Source organism: Arthrobacter sp. 210 2, assembly GCF_059093025.1.
Window position 1 is genome coordinate 67,754 of record NZ_JBNHIE010000012.1, and the last position, 13,812, is coordinate 81,565.

Annotated in this window: 10 protein-coding genes; 6 read left to right on the forward strand and 4 right to left on the reverse strand. The window is 66.4% G+C overall.

The features are described from left to right. Nucleotides 1–94 precede the first annotated feature (94 nt). The 3 genes from secD (at nt 95) to AC5RWA_RS19060 (ending at nt 5,443) form a co-directional block, all read left to right on the forward strand. Nucleotides 95–1,852 carry a protein translocase subunit SecD gene (secD, locus tag AC5RWA_RS19050; RefSeq protein WP_494058678.1) on the forward strand — a complete coding sequence of 586 codons (1,758 nt, stop codon included), beginning with the start codon at nt 95–97 and terminating at the stop codon, nt 1,850–1,852. After that, on the forward strand, nt 1,852–2,868 hold the full coding sequence (gene secF, locus AC5RWA_RS19055; RefSeq protein ID WP_494058679.1) for a protein translocase subunit SecF: 1,017 nt from the start codon (nt 1,852–1,854) through the stop codon (nt 2,866–2,868). Before secD ends, secF begins: the two co-directional genes overlap by 1 nt. A gap of 184 nt (nt 2,869–3,052) precedes the next feature. After that, entirely contained in the window at nt 3,053–5,443 is a 2,391-nt protein-coding gene (locus AC5RWA_RS19060; RefSeq protein WP_079596223.1) for a RelA/SpoT family protein, read from the forward strand. Here AC5RWA_RS19060 and AC5RWA_RS19065 read toward each other — a convergent pair. From AC5RWA_RS19065 to AC5RWA_RS19075, 3 genes are all read right to left on the reverse strand, one after another. Then, nucleotides 5,324–6,064, reverse strand: coding sequence for a type IV toxin-antitoxin system AbiEi family antitoxin (locus AC5RWA_RS19065; protein ID WP_494058680.1), 741 nt, complete (start codon nt 6,062–6,064; stop codon nt 5,324–5,326). The two genes, AC5RWA_RS19060 and AC5RWA_RS19065, sit on opposite strands and share 120 nt — an antisense overlap. A gap of 100 nt (nt 6,065–6,164) precedes the next feature. Continuing rightward, a complete protein-coding gene (locus AC5RWA_RS19070; protein ID WP_494058681.1) occupies nt 6,165–7,799 on the reverse strand; it encodes a DUF349 domain-containing protein in 1,635 nt (544 codons plus the stop codon). A 67-nt stretch (nt 7,800–7,866) separates the two neighbouring features. Beyond that, entirely contained in the window at nt 7,867–8,685 is an 819-nt protein-coding gene (locus tag AC5RWA_RS19075) for a peptidylprolyl isomerase (protein WP_079596221.1), read from the reverse strand. A gap of 245 nt (nt 8,686–8,930) precedes the next feature. On the opposite strand from AC5RWA_RS19075, the gene hisS reads away from it, so the two are divergent. From hisS to AC5RWA_RS19090, 3 genes are all read left to right on the forward strand, one after another. Continuing rightward, nucleotides 8,931–10,301 (forward strand): histidine--tRNA ligase, encoded by a 1,371-nt coding sequence (hisS, locus tag AC5RWA_RS19080; protein WP_494058682.1) that lies wholly within the window; start codon nt 8,931–8,933, stop codon nt 10,299–10,301. Between the two features lie 135 nt (nt 10,302–10,436). Continuing rightward, nucleotides 10,437–12,239: an aspartate--tRNA ligase gene (aspS, locus tag AC5RWA_RS19085; protein WP_079596219.1), complete on the forward strand. Its 1,803-nt coding sequence runs from the start codon at nt 10,437–10,439 to the stop codon at nt 12,237–12,239. 59 nt (nt 12,240–12,298) lie between these two features. After that, nucleotides 12,299–13,108, forward strand: coding sequence for a GNAT family N-acetyltransferase (locus tag AC5RWA_RS19090; RefSeq protein ID WP_494058683.1), 810 nt, complete (start codon nt 12,299–12,301; stop codon nt 13,106–13,108). Here the strand turns inward: AC5RWA_RS19090 and AC5RWA_RS19095 are convergent, their stop codons facing one another. Then, nucleotides 13,109–13,783, reverse strand: coding sequence for an acVLRF1 family peptidyl-tRNA hydrolase (locus AC5RWA_RS19095; protein WP_115525742.1), 675 nt, complete (start codon nt 13,781–13,783; stop codon nt 13,109–13,111). Between the last annotated feature and the right edge of the window lie 29 nt (nt 13,784–13,812).

Genomic DNA, 13,812 nt, shown 5'->3' on the forward strand with positions numbered 1-13,812 from the left:
CGCACCGCTTTTCACCTCTACCGCAGCGGATCACCGCCGGTGCACGCAACAGCAGGCACCGGCGGTTCCTCCGTGAATAAGAGAAAGATCGACAATGGCACGAACTGGCCCCAAGAAACCAGGCCTCAGGGTCCTGGTCTGGCTCGGTGTACTCATCGCCGCGCTGACCGCCGTCCTGGCCGGCGGCACCCTGGCCGGGCAGGCAAGCTGGGCGCCCAAGCTGGCTCTGGACCTCGAAGGCGGAACCCAGATGATCCTGGCGCCGAAGGTCGAGGGCGGTTCGGACATCAACGAAGAGCAGCTCAACCAGGCGGTGGCCATCATCCGCCAAAGGGTTGACGGCTCAGGCGTCGCCGAAGCCGAGATCAGCACCCAGTCCGGGCGCAACGTGGTGGTCAGCCTTCCCGGAACCCCCTCCAGCCAGACCCGCGACCTGATCCAGGCGTCCGCTGACATGAACTTCCGCCCCGTGCTCCTCAACGGAGCCGGTGCGCCGGTCCCCGAGGAGTCCCGGGCGCCCGAAGACCAGCTGCCCAAGCCAACGGCCGAGCCCGCCAACAGCAGCGACATCAACTGGATCACGCCCGAGATCTACCGCCAGTTCGAGACCCTGGACTGCGACAATCAGTCGCAGGACGAGCAGGAACGCTCCGACCCGGCCAAGCCGCTGGTCACCTGCGAACCCGCCACTGACACCCAGCCTGCCATCAAGTACATCCTGGGTCCGGTTGAGGTCAAGGGCAGCAACATTGTCACCTCGTCCTTCCAGTTGCAGCAGGGCGCACAGGGAGCCGTCACCAACGACTGGGCAGTCAACATCCAGTTCGACGGCGAGGGAACGGCCAAGTTCAAGGAAGTCACCGAACGCCTGAACCAGTTCTACGTGGCCGCCGGCGGGGAATCGGGCACCGACCCCAAGGCCCAGTTCGCCATTGTCCTGGACGACCAGGTCATCTCCGCACCCCGTTCGCTGGCTGTCATCACCGACGGCCGTCCGCAGATCACGGGCGGCTTTACGGAGCAGACGGCCAAAGCACTCTCTGACCAGCTCCGGTTCGGCGCCCTTCCGATCAGCTTCGAAATCCAGAGCGAGCAGCAGATTTCCGCCACCCTGGGTGGCGAACAGCTGCGCATGGGCCTTCTGGCCGGCCTGATCGGGCTCCTGCTGGTGGTGGTCTACTCGCTCTTCCAATACCGGGCGCTGGGCTTCGTCACCATCGCCTCCCTGGTGGTGGCCGGTGTCCTCACCTACCTGGCCATCGCCATCCTCGGCTGGACGGAAAACTACCGCCTGTCCCTGGCCGGCGTCGCCGGCATCATCGTTGCCATCGGCCAGACAGCGGACTCCTTCATCGTCTACTTCGAACGCATCCGCGATGAGCTGCGCGAAGGCCGCGGCCTGGTGTCCGCCGTCGAGAACGGCTGGAAGCGGGCCAAGCGCACCGTCCTTGCCTCCAAGGCAGTCAACCTGCTGGCCGCGCTCGTCCTGTACTTCGTAGCAGTGGGCAACGTCCGCGGGTTCGCCTTCACCCTGGGCCTGACCGCCATCGCGGACCTCATCGTGGTGTTCATGTTTACGCACCCCACGCTGCAGCTGCTGGCCCGCACCAGGTTCTTCGGCGAGGGCCACCCGCTGTCCGGCCTTGACCCCAAGCGCCTCGGAGCCGTGCCGCTGTACCGCGGTGCCGGACGCCTGCGCACCCCGGAGGACAAGCCGTCCGTGGTCCGGGCCAAGAACGCCGGCGCGGCGGCGGAAGCTGAACGCAGGATGACCATCGCGGAACGCCGCCTGGCGGAGAAGCAGGAGCAGCTTGCCGGCTCCTCGAAGACCGCAGCGAAGGAGAACAAGTAATGTCCGGCTTCGCCAACTTCGGTAACGAGCTCTACACCGGAAAGCGTTCCTACAACTTTGTGGGTTCCAAGAAAATCTGGTTCATCATCGCCGCCGTCGCGGTGGCCCTGTCCATCATCATCCCGGTGGCCAAGGGCGGCTTCAACCTCGGCATTGAATTCCGGGGCGGATCCGAGTTCACGGTCTCCAACGTGAAGACCACGGACGCAGCCCTGGGCGAGAAAGCCGTCACGGACGTGGTGGAGGGCAGCGTTCCCCGCGTGGCCAACGTGGCCGGAACCACCATGCGGATCCAGACGGATAAGCTCACCGATGATGAGACACTCCGGATCAAGGAGGGCCTGACCACGGCGTACGGCGTCACCGACAACGAGGTGACCTCGACCTTCGTGGGACCCACCTGGGGCGCCGACGTCACCAAGCAGGCACTGATCGGCCTGGTGATCTTCGTGCTGCTGGCCGCCGTACTGATGGCACTCTACTTCCGGACCTGGAAGATGTCGCTTTCGGCGATCGCGGGCATGGTGGTGACCATGTTCATCACGGCCGGCGTCTATGCCCTCAGTGACTTCGAAGTGACGCCGTCGGCCATCATCGGCTTCCTCACCGTCCTGAGCTACTCGCTCTACGACACCGTGGTGGTGTTCGATAAGATCCGCGAAAATACGGCAGAACTGGACGCCTCAACGCGCCGCACGTTCGCGGAGGAAGTCAACCTCGCCGTGAACCAGACCCTGGTCCGCTCGATCAACACCATGATGGTGGCCATCCTCCCGGTGGGTGCCATTTTGTTCATCGGTGCAGGCCTGCTGGGTGCGGGTACTCTCCGCGACCTTTCGCTGGCGCTGTTTGTCGGCATCCTCATCGGCACGGCCGCCACGATCTTCGTCGCTGCCCCGATGTACGCCTGGCTGCGGCAGAACGAACCGGACCTCGTCAGGCAGGCCAAGCGCGTGGAGCACCGCCGGGCCAGCACCACGGAGCGGCCCGCTTCGGCTGAACCTGCCCAGGCCTGAGCAGGCGCAATCCCACGAACGGGCGCAACACCCCAGGCTGATTGCGTGAAAGCCGGCAAGGGCCGGACACCACAGGTGTCCGGCCCTTGCCTGTTCCTTCGGCGGACATTTAGGGGCCGGTTATAAAAGTCGCCGCCGCGGGGAATAGACTGAGGTAATTAAGACGGTGGTGAGGGGTGCTTCATTGGAAGAACGTTCGGCGTCGGCGCCAACGGCACAGGGAGACAAGAATCCTGCCGGTGTACAAACCGGGGTTGCGGCATCAGCGCGCCCAGGCTCATTGGTGCCCGTTGACAACTCGGGGTCCCGCCCCACATTCCCCGGACGCAGGGAGCGCACCCGCTCCAGGCTGGCCCGCCTGACCGGGCGCGGCACCGCCACCTATTCGCCCATCCTCGAGCCGCTGCTGAGGACCGTACGGGCCAACAACCCCAAAGAGGACTTCGACCTCATCCAGCGCGCGTTCGACGTCGCGGAGCAGAGCCACCGGGGCCAGAAACGGAAAAGCGGCGATCCGTACATCACGCACCCCGTGGCAGTGGCCACCATCCTCGCCGAGCTGGGGCTCAGCGGAACCACCCTGGCAGCTGCCCTCCTGCACGACACCGTAGAGGACACCCCCTACACCCTCGCTGACCTGAAGCGGGACTTCGGCCCCGAAGTAGCCATGCTGGTTGACGGCGTCACCAAGCTGGACAAGGTCAGCTTCGGCGAGGCAGCCCAGTCCGAAACGGTCCGCAAGATGGTTGTCGCGATGGCCAAGGACATCCGTGTCCTGATGATCAAACTGGCCGACCGGCTGCACAACGCCCGCACCTGGCGCTTCGTCTCCGCCGAATCGTCGGCACGCAAGGCCCGTGAAACCCTGGAGATCTTCGCTCCGCTGGCGCACCGCCTGGGAATGAACACCATCAAGTGGGAGCTGGAGGACCTCTCCTTCGCCGCACTGTACCCCAAGGTGTACGAAGAGATCGTGAGGATGGTGGGGGACAGGACTCCCGAGCGCGAGAAGAGCCTGAGCGTCATCCGCGACCAGATCACCGAGGACCTGCGCACCGCCCGGATCAAGGCCACCATCACGGGGCGGCCCAAGCACTACTACTCGATCTACCAAAAGATGATCGTCCGCGACAAGGACTTCGACGACATCAACGACCTCATGGGCGTCCGCGTCCTGGTGGACTCCGTCCGGGACTGCTATGCAGCCCTGGGCACGATGCATTCGCGCTGGAACCCGCTGCCCGGCAGGTTCAAGGACTACATTGCGATGCCCAAGTTCAACATGTACCAGTCGCTGCACACTACGGTGATCGGCCCCGGCGGCAAGCCCGTGGAAATCCAGATCCGGACCCACGAAATGCACCGCCGGGCGGAATACGGTGTGGCAGCACACTGGAAGTACAAGGACCAGCCCAACCGCACCGCCGTGGGCCCCGGCAGCCCCCGTGACGGCGACATGGGCTGGCTCCGCTCCCTGGTGGACTGGCAGCAGGAGACCTCGGATCCGGGCGAGTTCCTGGACTCCCTGCGCTTCGAGATCAATGCCCGCGAGGTGTTCGTCTTCACTCCCAAGGGTGAGGTCATGGCACTTCCGGCCGGCTCCACCCCTGTCGATTTCGCCTACGCGGTCCATACGGAAGTTGGACACCGCACCATCGGCGCCCGCGTCAACGGGAAGCTGGTTCCGCTCAACAGCGAACTGAACCACGGCGACTGGGTGGAAATTTTCACGTCCAAGGCCGAAGGCGCCGGGCCCAGCCAGGACTGGCAGCACTTCGTCAAGAGCGCACGTGCCCGGAACAAGATCCGGCAGTGGTTCAGCAAGGAACGCCGCGAAGAGGCGATCGACCGCGGTAAAGAACTCCTGACCCGGGCGATGCGGAAGCAGAACCTTCCGCTGCAGCGCCTGATGACGCACGAGGCCCTGGCAGCGGTTGCCGAAGAATTCAAGTACGTGGACATCTCCGGCCTCTACGCCGGTGTGGGCGACGGCCACACCTCCGCCCAGTCGGTGATGGAGAAGCTCGTCGAAAGCCTCGGCGGCAACGAGAGCGCCGACGACGACATCTCCGAAGTCAGCATCCCCACCCAGGTCACCAAGGCGCGGTTCTCGGATTCCGGAGTGGTGGTCCGCGGCGTCGGCGACGTCTGGGTCAAACTGGCGCGCTGCTGCACCCCTGTCCCGCCCGACCCCATCCTGGGATTCGTGACCCGCGGCTCGGGCGTATCCGTGCACCGGACGGACTGCACCAACATTTCGGACCTGAAGGACCAGCCGGACCGGATTGTTGATGTGGACTGGGCACCCACCCAGTCAAGCGTGTTCCTTGTTGAGATCCAGGTGGAAGCCCTGGACCGCAAGTCCCTGCTGTCCGACGTGACCCGGGTGCTTTCAGAAAACCACGTGAACATCCTTGCCGCCAGCGTCCACACATCCACCGACCGTGTGGCCATCTCAAAGTTCGCCTTCGAGATGGGCGACCCCAAGTACCTGAGCCACGTCCTCAGCGCCGTCCGCCGGATCGACGGTGTCTTTGATGTCTACCGCACCACTGGAAACAAGCGCCGGAGTTAGCCGGGCCAGCTTCTCCAGTGCCGCCCTTTTGTGCGGCACCCGCGGCGACGCCTCGATTGCGAGGACCAGCAGCCGCAGCCGCACGTCCTTCTGCGGACGGGCCAGTAACCGCTCAAGCGTGGGCACGGCGCGCTCAGCGTCGACGTGCAGCGCGACGTCCAGTGCCGTCCGCAACGGACTGGACACCATCAGGCCGCCCAGGCTGACGACGTCGAACGGCCCCAGCTTGACCTCGTGGAGGGTGCAGCCCCTGGTATTGCGCAGGCTCGACACCCGCCGCTTGGCATCCACCAGCAGCGCAAGACGGTCCGGCTCGGCTGCGCAGCCGTAGATCCAGGCCGCCGTCATGCGGCCCGCCACCACCCGTTGCCTCACTGATGCAGGAACGGCGGACGCAGCAGCCCTTGCCCGCAGCTGCGGGGAGGCCGGCACTTCCGGCAGGGTGTAGCCATGCTGATGGAAGCGGGCAAGCAGTCCGTCCGACGCAAGCGACTGCAGTTCCGGCAAGGCAAAGGGCATGCCCGGCGCATACAGCTCGGGAAAGCGGGGCGCCGCTGTGGAACCGCCCGGCGGCGGGTCAATGCCTGCTGCGGCAGTGGAATGAAACGATGGTGTCGCCATCCGTCCATCCTGCCGCGAACCCCGTTAACGGGAACAGGCCCGGTTCCGGTTTTGTGGAAAACCGGGACCGGGCCTGTCCGCTAAAGGAACAGCCGGAAGGTCAGGAGAGCTCGCTGGCCGAACGCTGGATCTGGTCAAGCCACGCCTGGCGGGCCCCGAGGGCTTCCTGCGCAGCCTTGATCTTGCGCTGGTCACCGCTCTTTTCCGCCTTGGCCAGGTCATCCTGCAGGCCGGCGATGGCGGACTCGAGCTGGGACAGGGCGCTGTTGGTGCGTGCCTTACGCTCCGGGTTGGACCGCTGCCACTGCTCTTCCTCCGCGTGGCGCACGGCGTCCTCAACCTTGCGGAGCCCGGCCTCGATGCGGCCCATATCGGCGCGCGGCACCTTGCCGGCTTCTTCCCAACGGTCGCGGACGGACTGCAGTGCCTTCTTGGCGGCTGCAAGGTCCTTGACCGGAAGGATTGCGTTGGCTTCCGTCAGGAGGGCTTCCTTGACGGTGAGGTTGGCGGCGTACTCCTGGTCGATCTCGTCGTTGGCGGCCTGCCGGTTCGTGAAGAACACATCCTGCGCGGCACGGAAACGGGCCCACAGGGCGTCGTCGTCCTTGCGGCTAGCCCGCGGGGACGCCTTCCACTGGTCCATCAGGCGGCGGTACTCACCGGCAGCGAAGCCCCAGTCGGTGGACGTGGACAACGCCTCAGCTTCGGCAATCAGCTTTTCCTTCGCAGCCTTGGCTGAGGAGTTGTTGCTGTCCAGCTGGGAGAAGTAGGCCCTGCGGTGGCGGTCGAAAACGGTGCGGGCGGCGCGGAACCGCTTCCACAGGGCGTCTTCGTTGCTGCGGCCCAGGCGGACGCCGCTCTTCTGCGCAGCCTTCCAGCTCTCAAACAGCTCGTTCATGCGCGCGCTGGATGTCTTCCACTGTGTCTGTGCCGGGTCCTGGCCGGAGATCTGCTCTGCTTCAGCCACGATGGCTTCGCGGGCAGCAAGCTCGGACGCCCGGACGGCGTCGTGCTCGGCCTTCTCCGCCTTTTCGAGTTCGGAGATCTGCGTGGAAAGGCTGTCCAGCCGCGCCTCGGCAGCGCGCAGGTCACCCACCATGTTGCGTTCGGCGAGCTGCTCCCGCAGGTGTGTCACCGTTTTCTGCATGTCGATGCTGGGGGCCTTGGAGCTGACGCGCTGTTCAAGCAGCACAATCTGGGCCACCACGTCGTCGTATTTCCGCGCAAAGTACGCCAGGGCCTCGTCGTCGCTCACGCCGGGGTACTGGCCCACGGGGTGCTCGCCGCCGTCGATGGTCAGGAAGACGTGCCCGTCACCTTCCACGCGTCCCCACTTCGAGGCCTCTGCCAGCGACGTGGCCGGCGGTGCCTGGACCGGAGCCACGGCCGGCGCTGCTGCTGCCGGCTTGGGACGGGAGGCGAAGGCTGCGGGGGACGGGGCGGACGGCCGGGGGCCGGGGGCCGGTGCAGGTGCGGGCGCGGCGGCCGTTTCGGGAACCTCGGCGGAGGGGCTTTCCTCAGCCGGAGCCTCATCGGCCGGAGCTTCCTCGGCCGGGGCCTCCTCGGCCGGCGCTTCGACGGCCTCCGCGGCGGGGGTACCCTCTTCTGCGGGGACCTCGGCGCGTACTTCCGTTTCCGGTGTGCTGGCTGCTTCAGTTCCTGCGAGGTCCGTGGCGTTGGCCGCCGCTTCGGTCAGGTCTGTTGCTGTTTCGTCGGATTTCTGACTGTCTGTCACCGCTAAAAGTCTTTCGCTTGGAGGGAAATACTCACGTTCTGCACCGCGGCCACGTTGGCCCGGCTTCCTACTTCAGAGAAAACGAGTCTATCGTGACTGGTTCAACAGGCGCGCCGTCTGTGTCGCTGCTGCCCGGCGTGATCCCCGCGGCAGCAATATTCGACACCACGTCCAGTCCCGACGTCACCCTTCCGACCACCGTGTAGCCCCCTGCCGAGTCAGCCGGGATGGCAGTGTCCTTGTAGACGATGAAGAACTGCGTGCCATTGCCGTAGGCGTTGTTCCCTGTCCTGGCCACGGCGATGGTGCCCGCAGGATAGGTATTGTCGGCCGGCGTGTTTTCCAGGGGGCCCCAGGTGTAATTGGGATCGCCCTGCCCGTCGCCCGTGGGCGAGCCGCACTGCAGGACGCCGAAGGCATCCGCGGTGGTGAGCCGGTGACAGGTCTTTCCGTTGTAGAAGCCCTCATCGCTGAGGGACTTGAAGACCGCCGCAGCCTGCGGGGCGCTGGTGCCGTCCAGCTCCACACCCAGCGGGCTTCCGTTCAGGACCAGGTCACCGGTGAAGGTCTTGCCGGCGGCGGTATCGGCGGCCGGGATGTTGGGGCCATTGGTGGGTGGGGCTGACGTGCTGGCAGAGGGGTCAGCCGAGGCTGACGGATCGGTCAGGCCGGCCTCGGCTGCAGCGAACTCGTCCTCAGTCGGGTTGCCGGCGAAGGCAGTGAGCTGGAGGACGACGGCGAGCACCACGGCGGCGGTTCCGGCACCGGCGGCCACGAGGTTGTCGCGCTTGCGCCGCTTCTCCTGGTCCCGCCTCAGCTCGCGCTTGGCTTCCATCTGCTGGATACGCCGTTTGGCTTCGCGGGCACTGCGTGAACTGGCCGCCAAGGGTCCTCCTCATTGTCGGGCTGCTGCGCCATCTGGTTGTCGGGCTGCTGCGCAGGGGCATGTTGGCCGCAGGCACAGTTTTCTGACGGCCGAGCCCTGCCGGTCCGGCGCATTAGAGATGCACACGGATGACGCATAAACTGACTGCCGCACATAGTTTATGCATGACTGGCTGGACTGCCGCGGTTCCGCGCCCACAGCGGGCGAAATGCGGCTGCATCCGGCGCACCAAGAGGAGAACTTCCATGGCACGCACCGCCTCCCTGTCCGGATTCCCCGAGTGGCTTCCCGAGGAGCGGCTGGTGGAACTCCATGTCCTGGACACCCTGCGCCGGGTCTTCGAACTGCACGGGTTCGGCTCCATCGAGACCCGCGCCGTGGAGACGGTGGGCCAGCTGCTGCGCAAGGGTGAAATCGACAAGGAAGTGTACGGGCTCAGCCGGCTCCAGGAGGACGAAGGCGCCAACCCCGTCAAGGGAGGCAAAGCCGATCCGCACGCGCTTGCACTGCACTTCGACCTGACCGTCCCCTTCGCCCGGTACGTGGTGGAGAATGCCGGCTACCTGGCGTTCCCGTTCCGCCGCTACCAGATCCAGAAGGTGTGGCGGGGTGAGCGTCCGCAGGAAGGCCGTGCCCGCGAATTCACGCAGGCGGACATCGATGTGGTGGGCGACGGCGAACTGCCCTTCCGCTACGACGTTGAGATCGCGCTGGTGATCGCGGAGGCGCTCAGCGCGCTGCCCATCCCGGACTTCAGGCTGCGGATCAACAACCGCAAACTCGCCGAAGGCTTCTACCGGGGCATCGGCCTTGAGGACACCGCCGGCGTGCTGCGCAGCATCGACAAGCTCGAAAAGGTGGGCCCTGCCAAGGTGGCGGAGCTGCTGAAGGAAGAACTGGGTGCCACCGATGAGCAGGCACAGAAGGCGCTGCAGCTGGCCGGTATCCGCACTGAGGACACGTCCTTCGTGGCCCAGGTCCGGGCGCTGGGCGTCGCCAACGACCTGTTGGACGAAGGCCTGAACGAGCTGGAACAGGTGATTGACGCCGCTGTCCAGCGGGCCCCCGGCAAGGTGGTGGCAGACCTCAGCATCGCCCGCGGCCTTGACTACTACACGGGAACAGTGGTGGAAACCGTCCTGGTGGGCCACGAGCAGCTGGGCTCCATCTGCTCCGGCGGCCGTTACGACGCCCTGGCATCCAAAGGCAACCGGAAGTTCCCGGGTGTCGGGTTGTCCATCGGCGTTACCCGGCTGGTCTCCCGCATCCTGAGCCAGGACCTGGCGAAGGCTTCCCGTTCGGTGCCTACCGCGGTGCTGGTGGCCCTGGCGAACGATGACAGCTGGGACGCAGCCCAGGATGTGGCAGCGCAGTTGCGCAGCCGCGGCATCCCCACCGAGGTGGCCGCCAAGGCGGAAAAGTTCGGCAAGCAGATCAAGTTTGCTGACCGGCGCGGCATCCCGTTCGTCTGGTTCACGGACGACGACGGCACCCACCAGGTCAAGGACATCCGGTCGGGGGAGCAGGTGGCAGCCGCGCCCGAAACCTGGGCGCCGCCGTCGGAGGACCTCACCGTCCAGGTGGCCACGGCCGCCCAGGTGGCAACCGCAGTCTAAGACGGTTCTTCCGCCCCGGGTCCGCCGTGCGGTGACAGCCGCCGTCCAGCGGGTAAACTCGGACGGGACCGTTCCTGGAGTGGTTCCTTTTAAATTCCCACTGCTTTCCTTCTGTTCTCTCTAGAAAGGTGTGCTGTGCTGCGCACACATGACCTCGGATCCCTTCGTTCCGAGCACATTGGACAAACCGTAACCCTGGCCGGCTGGGTGGGCCGCCGCCGTGATCACGGTGGTGTGGCATTCGTTGACCTGCGCGATGCTTCGGGCGTGGCCCAGGTTGTGGTCCGCGAGGAAGAGGTCTTCCACGGCCTGCGCAACGAGTACGTCCTGCAGATCAAGGGCACCGTTTCCAAGCGGCCGGAAGGCAATGAGAACCCGGCGCTTGCCACCGGTGAGATCGAGGTCATCGCCGAGGACGTTACGGTCCTGAACACCTCGGACCCACTGCCGTTCCAGATCGACGAGCACGTGGAAGTGGGCGAGGAAGCCCGCCTCAAGCACCGCTACCTGGACCTCCGCCGCCCCGGCCCCAGCCGCAACCTGCGGCTGCGCTCGGAAGCCAACCGGGTGGCCCGCGAACTGCTCCACCGGGACGGCTTCGTGGAGATTGAGACCCCTACGCTGACGCGTTCGACGCCGGAAGGCGCCCGTGACTTCCTGGTTCCGGCACGCCTGGCCCCGGGCTCGTGGTACGCGCTTCCGCAGTCGCCGCAGCTTTTCAAGCAGCTCCTGCAGGTTGGCGGCTTCGAGAAGTACTACCAGATCGCCCGCTGCTACCGTGACGAGGACTTCCGCGCGGACCGCCAGCCGGAGTTCACCCAGCTGGACATCGAGGCCAGCTTCGTGGACCAGGACGACATCATCACGCTGGGCGAAAACATCGTCCAGGCGGTGTGGAAGCTCATCGATGTGGAGATCCCCACGCCCATCCAGCGGATCACCTATGCCGATGCGATGGCCCGCTTCGGTTCGGACAAGCCGGACCTTCGCTTCGGCCAGGAGCTGACCGAGCTCACCGAATTCTTCAAGGACACCAACTTCGGCGTCTTCAAGGCCCCGTACGTGGGTGCCGTCGTCATGCCCGGCGGGGCGTCCCAGGCACGCCGTGCCCTGGATGCCTGGCAGGAATGGGCCAAGCAGCGCGGAGCCAAGGGCCTGGCCTACGTCCTGTACAAGGAGGACGGCGAGCTGGCCGGCCCGGTGGCCAAGAACCTCACCGACACCGAGCGGGCCGGCCTGGCAGACGCCGTCGGCGCCAAGCCGGGCGACTGCATTTTCTTCGCTGCCGGCGAGAAGACGCCGTCGCGTGCACTCCTGGGTGCCGCCCGCGTGGAAATCGGACACCGCACCGGTTTGATCGACCCCAGCGCCTGGGCGTTCTGCTGGGTAGTGGACGCGCCCATGTTCGAACCTGCTGCCGCAGCCGTGGCCTCCGGCGACGTGGCGGTGGGTGCCGGCCAGTGGACTGCCGTCCACCACGCCTTCACCTCGCCCAAGCCCGAGTTCCTGGACACCTTCGACAAGGACCCCGAGTCAGCGCTGTCCTACGCCTACGACATCGTCTGCAACGGCAACGAAATCGGCGGCGGCTCCATCCGTATCCACCAGCGCGACGTGCAGGAGCGTGTCTTTGAGCTGATGGGCCTGGACAAGGAGGATGCCCAGACCAAGTTCGGCTTCCTGCTTGAAGGGTTCAAGTACGGCGCGCCCCCGCACGGCGGCATCGCCTTCGGCTGGGACCGCGTGGTTTCCCTGCTGGCGGGAGTGGACTCCATCCGCGACGTCATCGCCTTCCCGAAGTCCGGCGGCGGCCACGACCCCCTGACGGACGCTCCGGCCCCGATCACGCCGCAGCAGCGCAAGGAAGCCGGCGTCGACTTCAAGCCTGAGGCCACCAGGCCCGTCGAGGTGAAGAAGGCAGAAGCGGTCGCCAAGTAACGGCTGACGGCCATACGGCAGGAGGCTCCCCGGCATGTCCGGGGAGCCTTCTGCCATTTATGAAGGAGATGAAGGTGCCGGGCATCCACGCAACACGTTTTGCGGTCGAGACGGCCATGGATGCTGCCTGGCCTGCTGTGGAACGGCACGAATCGGGCGGCTGGGTTTTCCGGGCCGCGGATGGAGTAACGCAGCGCGCCAACTCCATTTGGCCGCGCCGGATTCCCGACGGCGGTTCCCCTCACTTTCCGGCTCTGCTCCGGGACGCCAGGTCCTGGTACCGCAGCCGGCGGCTGCCGGTGATCTTCCAGGTTTTTGACGATGCCCGCACGGCACCCCTCAACGATCTCCTGGATGCGGAGGGCTTTACGCGGCAGTCGGAGACGCTGATCATGACAGGGCGGCCTTTGGCGGCTGCGGCGGCGCCTGACCGCACCGTCGAACTTTCAGCCCAGCCATCGGATGAATGGCTGCGGGTGTGGTGGGACGTGGACGGCCGCGGTGGTGCGGAGGCTCTGGCAACCGCCCGCGGAATCCTGGAAGGCTGCCCAGCCCTGTACGCCCTCGTGCGGGACGACGGCGGCCGGCCCGCCGCCGTCGGACGCCTTGCCCTTCCGGACAAGACGCAGGGGTGGGGTGGGATCTACTGCATGGCCACGCATCCGGACGCCCGCCGCCGTGGCCACGGCACGCGGATCCTCGACGCGTTGCTGCAGGCCGCGGCCGAACGGGGGCTGGAAGGCTGCTGGCTGCTGGTCACCGCCGCGAACCGGGCCGCCCAGGAGCTCTATGCAAAGGCGGGGTTCCAGGAAACGGGACGTTACCTCTACCGGCAGGAACGGCCCAGGCGGCACCTTACCGGCTGCTGACTATCCGGGCTGCGCGTCGGTCACCTGCACGCGGACGGAACAGGCATCTGCCGCCGCTTTTTTCACGACCGCTGCCTTGGGCTCGGCTACGTCGAGGTAGGCCAGCCGCGGCAGGCGGGCGTACTCCTGCAGAGCCGGGTGCGCCAGGACCTGGTCCGCCAGCGCCCGGTCGCCGCCGGGAAGCAGATATTCGAAGGATCCCCGGCCAAACACTTCAGCGGCCTGCACCGCCACCGCCTCCACCAGCGCATCGGCCTGGTTGGACCGGCGCCGGGCGAAGCGCTGCTGGGACTGGCCGCCGGCCGCCGTCCGGGACTGGACGTACCGTGTGCCCGCCTTTGAAGCCAGCAGCTGCCCTTCGGCGGCGATACCCAGGCCATAACCGCCACGGCGAACCAGCAAGAGACCAAGCCGGCGGGGCTGCGATGCGAGCGACGCCAGGCGTTCCACGGCATCCGACCCGCGTCCTGGCCTCCCATCCACGGGCCACGGCGCCTGCAGGAGCGCTTCGGCGCCGTCGGCAGCCACAAGCCGCAGCCCGTCGTCGTCATCGTGCAGCACGCAGCCGCCATGCGCGGCGCCGAACCGCTCCACCCAGCCGGCCAGCCGGCTGCCGGGAACGAAAGCGGTCCGGACGGAAGGCGGGCGGTTTCCGGCAGCAGCTCGGGCGGGCATGGCGGGATCCTTTGGTAGGCAGCTGGGTG

Coding starts and splice junctions, on each gene's coding strand:
- AC5RWA_RS19065 (WP_494058680.1), bottom strand. CDS start 6,064: ATGGCGACACCATCGTTTCATTCCACTGCCGCAGCAGGCATTGACCCG.
- secD (WP_494058678.1), top strand. CDS start 95: ATGGCACGAACTGGCCCCAAGAAACCAGGCCTCAGGGTCCTGGTCTGG.
- hisS (WP_494058682.1), top strand. CDS start 8,931: ATGGCACGCACCGCCTCCCTGTCCGGATTCCCCGAGTGGCTTCCCGAG.
- AC5RWA_RS19090 (WP_494058683.1), top strand. CDS start 12,299: ATGAAGGAGATGAAGGTGCCGGGCATCCACGCAACACGTTTTGCGGTC.
- AC5RWA_RS19095 (WP_115525742.1), bottom strand. CDS start 13,783: ATGCCCGCCCGAGCTGCTGCCGGAAACCGCCCGCCTTCCGTCCGGACC.
- secF (WP_494058679.1), top strand. CDS start 1,852: ATGTCCGGCTTCGCCAACTTCGGTAACGAGCTCTACACCGGAAAGCGT.